This window comes from Dorea sp. D27 (assembly GCF_001185345.1).
Classification (GTDB): Bacteria; Bacillota; Clostridia; order Lachnospirales; family Lachnospiraceae; genus Extibacter.
Map to the genome: position 1 here is coordinate 602,117 of NZ_KQ236743.1, position 15,235 is coordinate 617,351.

Here is a 15,235-nt window from a genome sequence, read left to right on the forward strand (position 1 = left end):
CAGAATATAGATGAAAGATTATATCGTTAGAGCGACGGCGGCTGACAGCCAGATAAGAATATTTGCGGCTACGACCGCTGAGATGGTCGAAACGGCAAGACAGCACCACGATACGAGCCCGGTTGCCACGGCGGCCCTCGGCAGGCTGCTGACGGCAGGTGCGATGATGGGAAGCATGATGAAGAACGATTCGGACGTACTTACGTTACAGATCAAGGGAGATGGGCCGATTGGCGGGATTACCGTAACCGCGGACAGCAGCGCCAATGTGAAGGGATATGTCAACAACCCGGACGTCATGCTGCCAGCGAAGAACGGCAAGCTGGACGTAGGAGGGGCTGTCGGTATCGGCCTGCTGCAGGTGATTAAGGATATGGGGCTCAAAGAGCCGTACGTCGGGCAGACGATTCTTGTAAGCAGTGAGATTGCGGAGGATCTGACGTATTATTTTGCCAACTCGGAGCAGATTCCGTCATCCGTGGGCCTGGGCGTCCTGATGAATCATGACAATACGGTGCGGCGCGCCGGAGGGTTTATCATCCAGCTCATGCCTTTTGCATCCGAGGATACGATAAGCCGGCTGGAAGAACGCCTCAAGAACGTGACCTCGGTGACGGAGCTGCTTGACAAAGGCTATACGCCGGAACAGCTGCTTCAGGAGCTCGCCGGGAATCTGGGGCTGGAAATCTCGGGTACGGTTCCGACAAGATTCCACTGTGACTGCTCAAAGGAGAAAGTGGAGAAAGTAGTGGCCAGCATCGGGAGGAAGGATCTGCAGGAGATGATTGACGATGGGGAAGATATCGAAGTAAAATGTCATTTCTGTGATGCGGCCTATAGTTATACGATAGAAGAGCTGAAAGAGATTATGGAGCGGAGCAAATAACAAATAAAGTTTGGACGGAGGAAAATCATGAGACAGGGATTTGTAAAGGTGGCGGCGGCTACCCCTGATATCCGGGTGGCGGATGTGGCATATAATACGGAACAGATATGCCGGCTGATTGAGGAGACGGAAGGAAAGGGGGCAAAGGTAATCGTGTTCCCGGAGCTTTGTGTGACAGGTTACACGTGCGGTGACCTTTTTACCCAGGATATACTCCTGTCGGATGCCAGGAGCGCGCTGCACCGGCTGGCAGACTTCACGGAAGACAAGGACGCGCTCATATTCGTCGGTCTGCCGCTTGTCGTGGACGGAGAACTCTATAATGTGGCAGCCGCCTTGAACCAGGGAGTCGTACTCGGGCTTACGACAAAGACATTTCTGCCTAATTACGGTGAATTCTATGAGATGCGTCAGTTCTCCCAGGGACCGGAAGAAGCCAGGGAAATATTGTTAGACGGCCAGGTAATCCCGTTCGGGCCGCAGCTTTTGTTCGAGTCGACAGCCATGGACAGCCTGATTGTATCGGCAGAAATCTGTGAGGACGTGTGGTCTCCGGTGCCTCCAAGCATCGAAGCGGCACGGGAAGGAGCGTCCATCATCGTCAACTGCTCGGCCAGCGATGAGACGGTCGGAAAAGCTGTCTACAGGAAAGGCCTGATTGAAGGACAATCAGCCAGGCTGATCAGCGGCTATGTATATGCCAATGCAGGAGAAGGAGAGTCTACCACCGACCTTGTGTTCGGAGGACACAATATCATTGCCGAGAACGGTACCGTACTCAGTACAGGCCGGCGCTTTGAAAATGGGGTTATCTACTCGGAGATTGACGTGAAGCGCATCGTGAGCGAACGGAGGAAAAACACGACGTTCCAGAGCTCGGAAGAGAGAAGGCTCCTCAGGATTCCTTTCTATATCGACGAGACAGAGACGGTCCTTACGAGGACCTTTGCATCCAGACCGTTTGTACCGGCCGAAGGGAAAGAGAGGGAAGACCGGTGCGAAGAGATTCTCACAATCCAGGCCATGGGACTTAAGAAACGTCTGGCACATGCCAGGTGCAGAAGTGCTGTCGTAGGCATATCAGGAGGGCTTGATTCCACACTTGCCCTGCTTGTGGCCGCCAAGGCGTTTGATGCGCTTGAGCTGGACCGGAAAGGAATTACCGCTGTGACGATGCCGTGCTTTGGCACGACGGACCGGACATACCAGAATGCGTGCAAGATGTCGGTGAAGCTTGGAGCCACGCTTCGGGAAGTTCCGATAGCGGCCGCGGTAAAGCAGCACTTTGATGATATCGGCCATGACCCGGAGGACCACAGCGTGACGTATGAGAATGCGCAGGCGAGGGAGCGGACACAGGTGCTGATGGATATCGCCAATCAGACCGGGGGGCTCGTCATCGGCACCGGGGACATGTCCGAGCTGGCCCTTGGATGGGCAACATATAACGGGGACCACATGTCCATGTACGGGGTGAATGCCTCCGTTCCGAAGACGCTCGTGCGGCATCTTGTCCACTATTTTGCGGATACGTGCGGGGACGGGGAACTGAAAGAAGTATTGTATGATGTGCTGGATACGCCGGTGAGTCCTGAACTTCTGCCGCCGAAGGACGGAGCGATTGCCCAGAAGACAGAAGATCTTGTAGGCCCTTATGAGCTGCATGATTTCTTCCTCTACTATATGATTCGTTTCGGGTATGAGCCGTCGAAGATATACCGGATAGCCAAGCTGGCTTTTGCGGAAGAATATGACAGCATCACGATATTGAAATGGCTGGAGACATTTTACCGAAGGTTTTTCAGCCAGCAGTTCAAGCGTTCCTGTCTGCCTGACGGTCCGAAAGTAGGAACGGTTGCACTGTCGCCGAGAGGAGACTGGCGTATGCCGAGCGATGCGTGCGCGGCATCGTGGCTGGAAGACCTTGCACATGTAAGGCTCGATTAAGGGGGGTATCAGATGAGGGCGGATAAGCATACGGCTATAGGAAAATTCAGGAAGGGCTATAACTGCTGCCAGGCGGTTGCCTGTGCATATTGTGGGGAACTGGGCATAAGAGAAGAAGATGTGTTCAAGATGACGGAGGGATTCGGCTCCGGCATGGGCGGGCTTAAGGATACGTGCGGTGCGGCTGTGGGCATGTTCCTTATCATAAGCCTTGCCAGCAGCGCGGGAGACATGGAGCATCCTAAAGCTACAAAAGCAGATACTTATGGCAGGATCCTTGCAGCTGCAGAAGAGTTCAAAAGGAGGAACCGTTCCCTCTACTGCAGAGAACTGAAGACAGAAGAAGGGAGCCAGCCCCTTGCATGCTGCATGAAATGCGTGGAAGACGCGGCGGATATACTTGATAAATATTTCAGGCGGGACAGTTAAGTCCCGCCTGCTTCTTATAATTTGATATTCTTAAACAAGTCTCCAAGATTCGTACCGATATTTTCGGATTTAGGGATATCAACCTTTTCCACGGCCTCTTCCTTTGATTCTTCCAGCGCTTTCATGCTGAGGCTTATCTTGCCTTCTTTGAGGCCGATAATCTTAACGGTGACTTCCTCTCCCACATTGAGCACGTCTTTTGGTGCCTTGACGCGCTTCTGGCTTATCTGTGATACGTGTACGAGGCCGGAGAGGCCGTCGTCGAGCCGCACGAACGCCCCATAGTTCTGAAGGCTTTCTACCTTGCCTTTTACTACGCTGCCAACCTTTACGCTGGCGATTTTCTCTTCTTTTTCTTTCCGTTCCCTCTCCTTCAATATCTCACGGGCGGACAGTACAAGACGGTTGTTTGCCTGGTCCACATCGATGACCTGTACTTCGATGTCTTTCAAAAGGTACGTTTCCAGATCCTCGATATAAGATAAAGAAAGCTTGGACGCAGGGATGAATCCGCGCAAGCCCTCCACCATCGCGATGGCGCCTCCGTTTACGATTCCTTCGATTTTTACAGGAAGGACTGTGCCTTTATCCATATAGTCTTTTACGACATTCCACGGATTGGCATCATCGAAATGTTCTTCCAGGTCAGCCATCGTCTGTGGCTCGTTTGCTGCTTCTTCATGTAATAATTCTTCGCTCATAGTAAAATCCTTTCTAACAATATAATATGCAGCCCCTGCAGGGGGTCTGCACTGCCTGACATGTGACATTATTAACAGTATACCACAAAAGGTAAGGGATGTTCAAAGAAAAAAACATATATGTGGAAAAATTAGGTTGACGAACACTTGAAAAGATGGCACTCTTACTAATAGAGGTTAATTTGCAAGGAGTGAAACCATGGGAAAAAAAGCTGGAAAAGTATATGTGGTAGGTCATAAGAATCCAGACACGGATTCGGTCTGTTCCGCCATCGCATATGCACATTTAAAGAAAGAGACTACCGGGGAAGAGTACGTGGCCAGGAGGGCCGGACAGATCAACGAAGAGACGCATTACGTGCTGGAAAAGTTCGGCGTCGAGCCGCCTTCTCTTCTGTCCAACGTAAAGCTCCAGGTCAAGGATATGGACATCCATAAGATAGACGGTGTGGCTCCGAACGTATCTATCAAAGATACGTGGTCAAAGATGAAAGCGAATAATGTAAAGACGATTCCGGTATTAAAGGAGGATGAACTCGTTGGAGTTATCTCGACCGGTGATATCGCTACTTCATATATGGAAGTGTACGACAGTACGATCTTGTCCAAGGCCAAGACCCAGTACAAGAACATTATAAGGACGTTGGACGGGACGCTCATAACGGGTAATGAACACGGATACTTTACGAAAGGGAAGGTGGCCATCGGCGCGTCCAACCCGGATCTGATGGCAGAATTTATCGAGAAGGACGATCTGGTGATACTCGGCAACCGTTATGAGTCGCAGGCGTGTGCCGTGGACGTGGACGCGAGCTGTATCGTAGTATGCCAGGGAGCGGAGGTGCCGGAAGAGCTTATCCTGAAAGCGGAAGAGCAGAGCATCGTCATCATCAGCACCCCCCACGACACGTTTACCGCGGCAAGGCTTATCAACCAGAGCATTCCGGTCAAGCACTTCATGAGCCAGGGTCCTCTGACGACATTCCGGATGAGCGATTATGTGGAAGATATCAAAGAGGTGATGACGAAGAAGAAATTCCGTGATTTCCCGATTCTGGACCGGCACGGAAGATTCAAAGGCTTCATATCGAGGCGGCGGTTCATGGATGTAAGCAAGAAGAAAGTAATCCTTGTAGACCACAACGAGAAGTCGCAGGCGGTGGACGGTATCGAAGAGGCGGAGATCGTGGAGATTATCGATCATCACAGGCTCGGCAGCATAGAGACGATGGGACCGGTGTTTTTCCGCAACCAGCCGGTCGGCTGTACAGCTACGATTATCTGCCAGATGTATGAAGAGGCAGGTGTCCGGCCGGAACGTACGATGGCAGGGCTCCTCTGCTCCGCTATTATTTCGGATACCCTCTTATTCCGCTCTCCGACCTGCACGGCGCTGGATGAGCAGACGGCGAAGAAGCTGGCCAGGATTGCGGGTATCAATATGGAAGAGATGGCCAAGGAGATGTTCAATGCCGGAAGCAGCCTGAAGGGCAAGAGCGCGGAAGACATCTGCTTCCAGGATTTCAAACAGTTCACGGTCAACGACGCCGTATTCGGCGTAGGGCAGATCAATTCCATGAGCAAGGAAGAGCTGGCGGAAATCAAGGATGTGCTCAAAGGCCATCTTCCTAAAGTGCTGAAAGAGCACAACCTGCAGATGATCTACTTTATGCTGACAGATATATTGGACGAATCGACGGAGCTTATGTGCTGCGGCACAGGCGCCAAGGCATATGTGGCTGACGCTTTTGATCTGCCGGAAGACTCGGAGAAAATCGTACTTAAGGGCGTGGTATCCCGTAAGAAGCAGCTCATACCTGCGCTCGTGGGAGCACTGCAGCAGTAGGATGTGCAGGGAAAGGAAAAGAGAATGTCAAAACAAATCTGGAAACCGGGCAATATGCTCTATCCGCTGCCGGCAGTCATGGTAAGTGCCGCCGGAAAAGACGGGGAGGCCAATATCATTACGGTTGCGTGGACGGGCACCATATGTTCCGACCCGGCCATGCTGTATATCTCCGTGCGGCCGGAGCGGTATTCGTACCACATGATCAGGGAGACGGGAGAGTTCGTCGTCAACCTGACGACGGAGAAGCTTGCCAGGGCAGCAGACTGGTGTGGAGTGAGGTCGGGCCGGGACGTGGACAAATGGAAAGAGATGCGTCTTTCGAAGGGAAAGGCGGAAGAACTTGCTTACGCGCCGGTTATCAAGGAAAGCCCGGTCAATATAGAGTGCAGGGTGACAGAGGTAAAAGAGCTTGGGACGCACCATATGTTTATGGCGGAGGTCGCCGCTGTACAGGCAGATGATAGATATATGGACAAGAACGGCAAGTTTGAGCTCAATACGACAGGTCTTCTGGCTTATTCCCACGGAGAGTACTTGGCGCTGGGGAGGAAGGTCGGGAGATTTGGCTGGAGCGTAAAGAAGAAGGTATAGAGATACGTGAAAAGACGGGGGGAAAGCAGCAGCAGCTTTCTCCCCGTCTTTTCACGTATCCCCTGCATGGCACCGTTGAGAAGCGGAGTTTCCTTATGCTTTCCCGAGAGGCTTCACTTTCAGCCGGTATATCCTCTTCAGCAGAAGCGTGGAGAGGATGACCGATACGATTTCTGCAATCGGGATGGACCACCATACCATATGAAGGCCAAATATGACCGCAAATATATAAGCGACAGGCAGGATGACGATGAGCTGTCTCGCCGCAGACACGATAAGGCTGTACATGCCGTTGCCGAGCGCCTGGAAGACAGAGCCTACGATGATGCAGTATCCGGCAAACAGGAAGCTTAAGCTTATGATTCTCAGGGCCGGCACGCCGATCGCGACCATATTGTCGGAAGCGTCAAACAGAGTCTTGAGCAGGAAGCCTGATGACGTCTGGAAGATGAGGAAACCTGCCAGCATGATGACGACCGCGATGATGACGCTCAGCTTCGTAGTATCAACAATCCGTTTTTTGTTTCTGGCCCCGTAATTGTAGGCGATGATTGGTATCATACCGTTGTTCAGCCCGAATATCGGCATAAAGACAAAGCTCTGGAGCTTAAAATATACGCCGAACACGGCGGCCGCCGTAGAGGAGAACATGAGCAGAATCTTGTTCATTCCAAATGTCATGACTGAGCCGATGGCCTGCATGATGATAGAAGGGATTCCGACTTCGTAGATAATGGCAATCGTCCTTGCATGTGGACGGAATCCACGCATGTTGATATTGATTTCCCTGTTCTTCTTCAGGTTGAAGAAGAACGACATCGTTACAGCTACAATCTGTCCGATGACAGTAGCGATAGCAGCCCCCGCAACCTCAAGCCTCGGGAAACCGAACAGGCCGAAGATGAGTATCGGATCCAGGATGATATTGATGATGGCGCCGGTACCCTGGGTAATCATATTATAGATTGTCTTTCCCGTGGACTGCAGCAGCCGCTCAAACGTAATCTGCAGAAAGATGCCAAAGGAGAGTACGGTTATGATCGTGAGATACTGTGTGCCGTACGCTACGATGACGTCGTTATCCGTCTGTATGGCAAAGAACAGATGGGAGCCGATGCCGCCGAGCAGCGCGAATACGATACAGCTCACGATACCAAGGAATAAGCCGTTTCTGGCAGCGTCGTTGGCTCCTTCAAAATTCTTCTCTCCCAGGTTGCGTGACAGCAGCGCGTTGATGCCGACGCCGGTTCCGGCGGACACGGCAATCATCAGCGTCTGGATTGGAAAAGCAAGAGAGACCGCGGTCAGCGCATCTTCGCTGAGCTGTGCGACGAACATGCTGTCAACGATATTATATAAAGCCTGCACGAGCATGGAAAGCATCATCGGCAGGGACATGGTAATCAACAGTCTTGGAACAGGCATGACCCCCATCTTGTTTTCTTGCTTCTGTATTTCTGGCATATGTAGCCCTCCTTCGTGTTATCATACTTATTGTGTCAGTGTCGGTGTACTGGCCTGTACACCGACGCCTATTATAACACCATAAAAAATATAATGCAATCAGCCTCATACTAATTTCGCCAGTTTCATATACATTAGAGAACATAGAGGTCAGAAAGAGAGCAGAGGCAGTAAAGTGGAGCATCATAATAAAGGTCATGTCCTGCCTGGCAGGACCGGCAGGCAGAAGATACTGTTTTTTTGTGGTTTGGCATATACGCTGTGCCTGTTCAGCATACTTGGAATATCGGGAAACTTGAAGAACGGAAAGGGAGCGGGCGACTCCGGACAGCTTCAGGAAGCAGTAGATTTTGTGGATTCTTCGGTCGTAAAAGAAGCACCGAAAATCGCACTTACTTTTGACGATGGTCCAAACGCCCAATGTACAGGCAGGCTGCTGGACGGGCTGAAGAAGAGGGGAGTAAAAGCAACGTTCTTCCTTATCGGCATGAATGCGAAGGACAATCCGGATCTCGTAAAAAGGCTATTTGACGAGGGCCATCTCATAGGCAACCACACATACCATCACGTAGATATCACGAAAAAATCCGATGAAGAAGCCAGGAAAGAGATTGAGGATACGGACAAGGTGATATCATCTATCACAGGAGAACATGTGGAATATATGCGCCCTCCTTTCGGGGTATGGCAGAAGAACCTGGAACTGGATATGGATGTGATGCCTGTGATGTGGTCGGTTGATCCGCTTGACTGGACGACAGAGAATACGGATGAAATTGTGAATAAGGTAGTGACGGAAACAGAAGAAAATGATATTATTCTATTACACGACTGTTATGAGTCTTCTGTAGACGCGGCGCTGAGGATAGTGGATATTCTGCAGAAAAAAGGATTCGAGTTTGTGACAGTAGATGAATTGATCATTGAATAAAGGGGACTGGACGTTACATTATGATAAACGAATTTTCAAGGACGGAGCTGCTCATTGGAGAGGAAAAGCTTCATATATTAAAAGGAAGCACCGTGATGGTACTTGGCATCGGAGGGGTCGGTTCCCACTGTGCAGAGGCTCTTGCCAGATGCGGTGTCGGACGGCTTGTGCTCGTGGATAATGACAAGGTTTCGCTGACGAATATCAACCGCCAGTCTGTCGCAGCCCACAGTACCGTAGGGCGCCTAAAGACAGATGTGATGCGGGAACGTATAAAAGATATCTGCCCGGATACAGATGTGGTGACATACGAGACTTTTGTTCTGCCGGACAATGTAGAATTACTGTTCGGGGAGCGGCCTGACTATATCATAGATGCCATAGATACAGTCACTGCCAAGCTCGCGGTAGTACAGAAGGCGGTGGAACGCGGCATCCCCATTATCAGCAGCATGGGAACAGGCAACAAGCTGCACGCCGAATCGTTCGAAATTGCAGATATCAGCAAGACTTCGGTGTGTCCGCTCTGCAAGGTGATGAGGAAGGAACTGAGGGCAAGAGGCATCCGGCATCTGAAGGTGCTGTATTCCACAGAAAAGCCGGTTGACATCTCTGCCAGGGAGACAGAAGAAGAGAAGGGCAGCAGGCGTTCCCTGCCCGGCAGCATCTCCTTCGTGCCGCCTGTGGCAGGTCTGCTCATTGCAGGAGAAGCGGTGAGGGATATGATTGCAAAGGGGCCAGACCCCAATAATCTGGAAGGGGGCCGGACCCCGGGGGGTGAATGAAAATGGATTTGTTTGATTACGTAAGAGAAAAGAATATGGACAGCGAATCACCGCTGGCATCCCGGCTCAGGCCGGTGACGCTTGACGAGGTGGTTGGACAGCAGCATATCATCGGCAAGGACAAGCTTCTGTACAGGGCCATCAAAGCGGACAAGCTGAGCTCTCTCATCTTCTACGGCCCTCCGGGGACGGGAAAGACGACACTTGCCAAGGTGATAGCAAATACGACAAGCGCAGAGTTCAAGCAGATCAATGCTACGGTGGCCGGCAAGAAGGACATGGAAGAAGTCGTGAAGCAGGCAAAGGAGCTGCAGGGGATGTACCAGAAGCGGACTATCCTTTTTGTCGATGAGATACATCGGTTCAACAAAGGGCAGCAGGACTATCTGCTCCCTTTCGTAGAGGACGGGACGCTCATACTCATCGGGGCGACGACCGAGAATCCGTATTTTGAAGTGAACGGGGCGCTCATATCGCGTTCCAGCATCTTTGAACTTAAGCCGCTTGACAAGGAAGACATCAAGACGCTGATACGCAGGGCTGTCACCGATGTGGAAAAGGGGATGGGAAGCTATGGAGCGGTCATCGATGAGGATGCCATGGAGTTCCTGGCAGATATAGCAGGAGGAGACGCGAGGAATGCCCTGAACGCAGTGGAACTTGGCATCCTGACGACTGAGAGGGACGCGGACGGCAAGATTCACATTACGCTGGACGTGGCGTCCGAATGTATTCAGAAAAGGGTCGTCAGGTATGACAAGACCGGGGATAACCATTATGACACGATTTCAGCTTTTATAAAGAGCATGCGCGGCTCAGACCCGGATGCCGCGGTATACTATCTGGCTAAGATGCTGTATGCGGGAGAAGACATCAAATTCATAGCGAGAAGGGTAATGATATGTGCTTCCGAAGACGTTGGCAATGCTGATCCTATGGCCCTGAACGTAGCCGTGTCTGCGGCCCAGGCTGCAGAGCGCATCGGCATGCCGGAAGCGCAGATAATCCTGTCCCAGGCAGTTCTCTATGTGGCGACCGCGCCAAAGAGCAACTCGGCCGTCAACGCGATAGCTGCCGCAATGGAGAATGTGAAGCAGTATAAGACGACGGTGCCCCCTCATCTGCAGGATTCGCATTACGGAGGGGCTAAGAAGATAGGGCACGGAATCGGTTACAAATATGCCCATGATTACCCGCATCATTATGTGGAACAGCAGTATCTCCCGTCAGAAATCGCAGGGGCGCGGTTCTATGAAGCGGGCAGCAACGGATATGAGAATAAGATACGTGAATGGATGGAATACCTAAGGAACGGCAGATAGACGGAAAAAGGCACGGCGGCTTCACTGTAAAGCGGAGCCGCCGTGCCTTGGCTTATTTTATATCACGTTTTTGGAAACTCACCATTCCGATAATGGCGGCTGCGGCCAAAAAGCATAGGGCAACCGTGATACCCCGGATGGCAACGGTGCGGGTAAGGCCGCTTGACACGGCAGTCATGTTCGTGTCTATCAGGTAGTTCGACAAGGTGACGGTCCTGCCGGACAGCTTCTTGATGATAATCTCTCCAAGCATGACGAGCAGAGAGATAAATTCAAGAAAACAGATATTTGCGGCAAGGGAACCGCCATTCTGGCGGATGAGCATGCTGAACATGACGAATACAGATACGAATGCACTTCCGAGCAGCAGTTCGATTCCCGCCGCCTTGAAAAAGTCCGGCCAGAATCCGGCACCAACGTCCCCAAAGCCCCAGAGCGCCGTCGCGGTCACGGTGGAGACTGCGGCATAGAGGAGGGTGAACACGACTCCTGTAATCACGCACACTATGAGCTTGGACAGATAGATCCTGCCGCGGCTGTAATTCCGGGAAGCTATATTTTTAATCGTACCGTTGTTAAACTCGCTTCCGACAAAAAGCGAGACGAGCACTGCCAGCAGGAGCGTCGTGTTGCCGGCAAAGAAAGAAAGCATCTGCCCTGAGGCGTTCAGTTCGTCATAGCTGCCGGGTACCCCCTGTGTAGAGATATTGACCCCGTTTTCATCCAGCGCTTTCTGCTGCTGCTCCATCTGTGCGGCCATCTGGTCTCCTCCGATCTTGTACGTAAAGTCCAGAAGGAAGATGGAAGCTGCGGCGAGTACGACGGCAACGATAAGGCATACCCAGAAATACTTTGCCTTCCCTAATTTATAAAAATCATTTCTAAGTAAATTGATCATCTTACTTACCTCCTATCTTATTTAAGAAATATTCTTCCAGATCCATCGCTCCATGTGTGCCAGAGGTGCGGCAGCGTTCCCACAGCTCGTCCTCGGTAAATTCTTCAATGAGCCGGCCCTGGTGTATGATACCGTATCTCGTGGCAAATTTGGACAGCTCCCCGAGAATATGGCTTGATATGAGGACGGTGATGTCCCTTTCCTTATTGAGCTTAAGAATCAGTTCTCGTATTTCCTTGATACCTTCCGGGTCAAGGCCGTTCGTAGGTTCATCCAGTATAAGAAGCTCGGGGCTGCCGATTAAGGCGATGGCAATGGCGAGCCGCTGGCGCATGCCGAGCGAGAAGTTCTTGGCCTTCTTCCTCCCCGTGTCGTCCAGGCCGACGAGGGCCAGAATCTCATCCGCCTGTGCGGGGTCCTCCCCCTGCAGCCTGCACTGCGCGATCAGATTCTCCTGCGCGGTCATTCCCGGATAGAATGCTGGCGATTCTATGACCGTTCCGATTTTCCTCCGCCCTTCCAGCAGGTCGGGCTTTCCGAACAAGAGCATATTTCCATCGCTAGGAGCGGCAAGCCCGGTAATCATCCGGATAAGGGTCGTCTTTCCGGCGCCGTTCTTGCCGATAAAACCATAGATATCTCCTCTGTGTATCGTCATGGACAGATCGCTGACTACAGGGCGGCTGCCGTACCGTTTGGTAACATGGTTGGTTCTCAGTATCACACTCATATAAATGCCTCCTTCATGCTGCATTGCTAATTGTACTATTGATTTAGTACAATAATATAATAATACAAAAAGAATGTCAAGAATAATTTAAAAAAACTCAGTCCCGATTGAGTTTTCAGGACAATAAGGGTATAATGACGCTATATGAGTTCTAAATGAAAAGCAGGAGGATATGTATATGAAGATTTATGATTCAGTGAAAAAAGAAGAAGTAGAGATCGAGGGAACGAAAGGCCTGGTTAATATAATGAAGGACGGGCGCCAAGTCGACTTATATCTGAAGGGAAAGAAGACAGATGAGGACGGTTATCTTACGTGGGACGTGGAGCACTGGTCAAGTGTTGACGGAAAGAGATTCATCAGATGCTATTCGCTGGAAGGAAGAGTGCTGAGCGAGTCGACAGGACATAACATCTATGACCTGGAAAATGACTTCAAGCCAGAAGAGGCGGAGAAGATAGAGCTCAGCTAGAGGGTGATACATAAGCTATACGATTTGGACGAATCCGGGGTGGAACGCGGCTGCTTTCTACCCCGGATACTTTATGTTCAGAATAAAGGTACAGCCGCCTCCTGGCGTGTCTGTAAGAGCCAGATTCCCTCCGTGCAGATGGGCCAGCTCCTTAGCCACGCTTAACCCAAGCCCGAAATGGGACTTGTCCTTGCGGGAGTGGTCGCCCCGGAAGAAACGGTCGAATACCCGGGGCCTGTCTGCCTCTGCGATACCGGGGCCGTGGTCGGCTACCGAGACGTTCAGGTGGTGCCTGGACTCCCAGGCGGAAAGTTCGATGGACGAAGGAGCGCACCGGCAGTCCTCCGGGATGGCGTAGGCGACAGCATTGTCTATCAGTATGGAAAGTATCTGCACGAGACGTTCCCGGTCCCCCTGTACAGGAGGCAGCGGCGTATCAGGCAGCGTCAGATTCAATGCCGCGTGCTTTGCCGCACAGAGCGGCTCGTAGTGTTCGTAGACGTCCAGAAGCAGAGTGTCCATGTCTACCTGTTCGCGTGCAATCTGCCAGCCTTTCGTGTCTGCAGAGGCCAGGACGAGCATATCGTTGACGAGACGAGCCATTCTCCGGCACTCTTTCTGAACCGCCGCCAGGAACACCTCTGCCTTCGTGGGATCTGCCAGAATCGCGGAAGAGGAGGCCTGGATGACCGCCAGCGGGGAACGCAGTTCATGTGAGGCGGCGGCAATAAATTCATTCTGCCGTTCCCGGTTCCTGGCAAGCGGCTTCACGGAATGTCCAACAAACAGCCAGCTGACAAGAAAGATAGCCGCTATCCCGAAGAGGCCTGTGATGAGGAACAGCATGCGTCCATTTGTAATCTGGGCGGTCGTCTGCCTGTTGTCATGTAGTACGACGAGGCTTCTAAAGCCTTCATTCAGGGATGGGGTGACCATCACATATGCAAGGTATGTGTCATTGCGGGAGCCGGTAAGAGATAGTATGCCTGTCTCTTGCAGCGAGGTGGAGACAGGCGGCATATCAACGTTCACCTGCTGGCTCCGGGCCATATCTTTTGCCTTTTCTATCAGACGTCCCCTGTCCGTCTCGGCGGCATAAGAGCCAGGGAATAAGAACGGTACGGCATTATCTTCTATATGGATGATGAGCTCGTTTTCCGTTTCCTGGACGGTCAGCCACGTCTGGGAGATAGAGCTGCCGTACTGCAGCTTTTTGCTCAGCTCTGCCACATTCTTCTTAAAGTTATCGATATTGCGCTCGGCCATGGACTTTTCAGTCGTATACAGAAGGACCGAGAGGACGCAGATGAGGACGATGCCGACCGTTACAGTATAGGCGAGGGTGAGCTTTTTCCTTAACTTATGAATCATCTGATTCCTCCATGCGATATCCGACGCCGTGTATAGTTACGATTTTCGTACGGCTGTCCAGCGTTTTCAGCCGCTTTCGCAGGAAGTGGATATAATTGTCCAGGTTCCCGTCCTCAACTTCCGTGTCAGGCCCCCAGACATGGGTCAGTATGAGGGAACGGGGCAGCGTCTGCCCGGCATTCTTTATAAAATATTCAAATAAGTCCGATTCCCTCTTGGAAAGTGACAGCATCTGTCCGCCGCAGGAGATGCTGTGCTTCTCGATACACAGTTCCAGATCGCCGCAGGTTACTCCGCGGATTGGAAGCAGTGCGGCCGGCCTCCGGGTGAGGGCGCGCACTCTTGCCATCAGCTCCAGCACGTCAAACGGCTTTACGATGTAATCGTCTGCTCCAGCATCCAGCCCGTCGATTCTGTCGGAGATATCATTCATGGCAGTAGCGAGGATGATGGGTGTCTGGATTCCGTTGCGCCGGATAGACTGCAGTATGGTCATACCGTCTATACCCGGGAGCATACGGTCCAGTATGATGGCGTCATATGCCTGCTGTGAGGCGTAGAATAAAGCATCTGTACCAGTCGTGCATATATCGGCCTCATAATTATCCTTTATCAAATGGCAGCGCACGGCTTCGCACAGATCCAAATCATCTTCAATCATTAATATTCTCACGATACAGAATCCTTTCAGCTTTTTATGGTCATCAGCAATCATTCAGCGATTTCCATTAGTATATCAAATAATCCTCTAAAAAATCTTTAAAATCTGGCAGAATCCTTAAAAGATTTTTAGAGAAGCTTCTGTTAGACTTAAGGCAGAGTTCAAAAAACGAAATGTAGAAACGAAATGGAGGCTTAC

General features: G+C 51.4%; 15 protein-coding genes. 9 read left to right on the forward strand and 6 right to left on the reverse strand.

The features are described 5' to 3' along the window. Positions 1–10 precede the first annotated feature (10 nt). Genes hslO through HMPREF0980_RS02870 form a run of 3 tightly spaced genes read left to right on the forward strand, consistent with a single transcriptional unit; the run spans position 11 to position 3,262 of the window. Positions 11–886: an Hsp33 family molecular chaperone HslO gene (gene hslO / locus HMPREF0980_RS02860; protein ID WP_049727618.1), complete on the forward strand. Its 876-nt coding sequence runs from the start codon at positions 11–13 to the stop codon at positions 884–886. Between the two features lie 27 nt (positions 887–913). Then, positions 914–2,833 (forward strand): NAD(+) synthase, encoded by a 1,920-nt coding sequence (locus tag HMPREF0980_RS02865; protein WP_049727619.1) that lies wholly within the window; start codon positions 914–916, stop codon positions 2,831–2,833. A gap of 12 nt (positions 2,834–2,845) precedes the next feature. Further along, a complete protein-coding gene (locus HMPREF0980_RS02870) occupies positions 2,846–3,262 on the forward strand; it encodes a C-GCAxxG-C-C family protein (RefSeq protein ID WP_049727620.1) in 417 nt (138 codons plus the stop codon). 14 nt (positions 3,263–3,276) lie between these two features. Here HMPREF0980_RS02870 and HMPREF0980_RS02875 read toward each other — a convergent pair whose 3' ends face one another. Then, positions 3,277–3,963: a S1 RNA-binding domain-containing protein gene (locus HMPREF0980_RS02875; protein ID WP_049727621.1), complete on the reverse strand. Its 687-nt coding sequence runs from the start codon at positions 3,961–3,963 to the stop codon at positions 3,277–3,279. Positions 3,964–4,162: 199 nt separating this feature from the next. On the opposite strand from HMPREF0980_RS02875, the gene HMPREF0980_RS02880 reads away from it, so the two are divergent. Together HMPREF0980_RS02880 and HMPREF0980_RS02885 are read left to right on the forward strand one after the other, a co-directional pair. Then, positions 4,163–5,809, forward strand: a complete 1,647-nt coding sequence (locus HMPREF0980_RS02880; RefSeq protein WP_049727622.1) for a putative manganese-dependent inorganic diphosphatase — start codon at positions 4,163–4,165, stop codon at positions 5,807–5,809. Positions 5,810–5,833: 24 nt separating this feature from the next. Continuing rightward, a complete protein-coding gene (locus HMPREF0980_RS02885; protein ID WP_049727623.1) occupies positions 5,834–6,403 on the forward strand; it encodes a flavin reductase family protein in 570 nt (189 codons plus the stop codon). Between the two features lie 93 nt (positions 6,404–6,496). On the opposite strand, the gene HMPREF0980_RS02890 is transcribed toward HMPREF0980_RS02885, so the two are convergent. Then, positions 6,497–7,867 carry an MATE family efflux transporter gene (locus HMPREF0980_RS02890; protein WP_049727624.1) on the reverse strand — a complete coding sequence of 457 codons (1,371 nt, stop codon included), beginning with the start codon at positions 7,865–7,867 and terminating at the stop codon, positions 6,497–6,499. 175 nt (positions 7,868–8,042) lie between these two features. On the opposite strand from HMPREF0980_RS02890, the gene HMPREF0980_RS02895 reads away from it, so the two are divergent. Genes HMPREF0980_RS02895 through HMPREF0980_RS02905 form a run of 3 tightly spaced genes read left to right on the forward strand, consistent with a single transcriptional unit; the run spans position 8,043 to position 10,905 of the window. After that, the gene (locus tag HMPREF0980_RS02895; protein WP_242847323.1) at positions 8,043–8,798 is read left to right on the forward strand and encodes a polysaccharide deacetylase family protein; all 756 of its coding nucleotides are present in this window, start codon (positions 8,043–8,045) and stop codon (positions 8,796–8,798) included. A 20-nt stretch (positions 8,799–8,818) separates the two neighbouring features. Next, positions 8,819–9,583: a tRNA threonylcarbamoyladenosine dehydratase gene (locus HMPREF0980_RS02900; protein WP_049727625.1), complete on the forward strand. Its 765-nt coding sequence runs from the start codon at positions 8,819–8,821 to the stop codon at positions 9,581–9,583. 2 nt (positions 9,584–9,585) lie between these two features. After that, the gene (locus HMPREF0980_RS02905) at positions 9,586–10,905 is read left to right on the forward strand and encodes a replication-associated recombination protein A (protein WP_049727626.1); all 1,320 of its coding nucleotides are present in this window, start codon (positions 9,586–9,588) and stop codon (positions 10,903–10,905) included. A 52-nt stretch (positions 10,906–10,957) separates the two neighbouring features. Here HMPREF0980_RS02905 and HMPREF0980_RS02910 read toward each other — a convergent pair whose 3' ends face one another. Both HMPREF0980_RS02910 and HMPREF0980_RS02915 read right to left on the reverse strand, forming a co-directional pair. Next, positions 10,958–11,803, reverse strand: coding sequence for an ABC transporter permease (locus HMPREF0980_RS02910; protein WP_049727627.1), 846 nt, complete (start codon positions 11,801–11,803; stop codon positions 10,958–10,960). 1 nt (position 11,804) lies between these two features. Beyond that, on the reverse strand, positions 11,805–12,533 hold the full coding sequence (locus tag HMPREF0980_RS02915) for an ABC transporter ATP-binding protein (RefSeq protein ID WP_049727628.1): 729 nt from the start codon (positions 12,531–12,533) through the stop codon (positions 11,805–11,807). A gap of 178 nt (positions 12,534–12,711) precedes the next feature. Here HMPREF0980_RS02915 and HMPREF0980_RS02920 point away from each other — a divergent pair, with 178 nt between their 5' ends. Beyond that, positions 12,712–13,005, forward strand: a complete 294-nt coding sequence (locus HMPREF0980_RS02920) for a hypothetical protein (RefSeq protein WP_049727629.1) — start codon at positions 12,712–12,714, stop codon at positions 13,003–13,005. 57 nt (positions 13,006–13,062) lie between these two features. On the opposite strand, the gene HMPREF0980_RS02925 is transcribed toward HMPREF0980_RS02920, so the two are convergent. Both HMPREF0980_RS02925 and HMPREF0980_RS02930 read right to left on the reverse strand, forming a co-directional pair. Then, positions 13,063–14,376 (reverse strand): sensor histidine kinase, encoded by a 1,314-nt coding sequence (locus tag HMPREF0980_RS02925; RefSeq protein WP_049727630.1) that lies wholly within the window; start codon positions 14,374–14,376, stop codon positions 13,063–13,065. Continuing rightward, positions 14,366–15,049 carry a response regulator transcription factor gene (locus HMPREF0980_RS02930; protein ID WP_049728306.1) on the reverse strand — a complete coding sequence of 228 codons (684 nt, stop codon included), beginning with the start codon at positions 15,047–15,049 and terminating at the stop codon, positions 14,366–14,368. The genes HMPREF0980_RS02925 and HMPREF0980_RS02930 overlap by 11 nt, the downstream gene beginning before the upstream one ends. Positions 15,050–15,235: the final 186 nt, after the last annotated feature.

Bases quoted from the DNA above. Each gene is read 5' to 3' on its own strand.
- hslO (WP_049727618.1), top strand. From the start codon at position 11: ATGAAAGATTATATCGTTAGAGCGACGGCGGCTGACAGCCAGATAAGA.
- HMPREF0980_RS02865 (WP_049727619.1), top strand. From the start codon at position 914: ATGAGACAGGGATTTGTAAAGGTGGCGGCGGCTACCCCTGATATCCGG.
- HMPREF0980_RS02870 (WP_049727620.1), top strand. From the start codon at position 2,846: ATGAGGGCGGATAAGCATACGGCTATAGGAAAATTCAGGAAGGGCTAT.
- HMPREF0980_RS02875 (WP_049727621.1), bottom strand. From the start codon at position 3,963: ATGAGCGAAGAATTATTACATGAAGAAGCAGCAAACGAGCCACAGACG.
- HMPREF0980_RS02880 (WP_049727622.1), top strand. From the start codon at position 4,163: ATGGGAAAAAAAGCTGGAAAAGTATATGTGGTAGGTCATAAGAATCCA.
- HMPREF0980_RS02885 (WP_049727623.1), top strand. From the start codon at position 5,834: ATGTCAAAACAAATCTGGAAACCGGGCAATATGCTCTATCCGCTGCCG.
- HMPREF0980_RS02890 (WP_049727624.1), bottom strand. From the start codon at position 7,867: ATGCCAGAAATACAGAAGCAAGAAAACAAGATGGGGGTCATGCCTGTT.
- HMPREF0980_RS02900 (WP_049727625.1), top strand. From the start codon at position 8,819: ATGATAAACGAATTTTCAAGGACGGAGCTGCTCATTGGAGAGGAAAAG.
- HMPREF0980_RS02905 (WP_049727626.1), top strand. From the start codon at position 9,586: ATGGATTTGTTTGATTACGTAAGAGAAAAGAATATGGACAGCGAATCA.
- HMPREF0980_RS02910 (WP_049727627.1), bottom strand. From the start codon at position 11,803: ATGATCAATTTACTTAGAAATGATTTTTATAAATTAGGGAAGGCAAAG.
- HMPREF0980_RS02915 (WP_049727628.1), bottom strand. From the start codon at position 12,533: ATGAGTGTGATACTGAGAACCAACCATGTTACCAAACGGTACGGCAGC.
- HMPREF0980_RS02920 (WP_049727629.1), top strand. From the start codon at position 12,712: ATGAAGATTTATGATTCAGTGAAAAAAGAAGAAGTAGAGATCGAGGGA.
- HMPREF0980_RS02925 (WP_049727630.1), bottom strand. From the start codon at position 14,376: ATGATTCATAAGTTAAGGAAAAAGCTCACCCTCGCCTATACTGTAACG.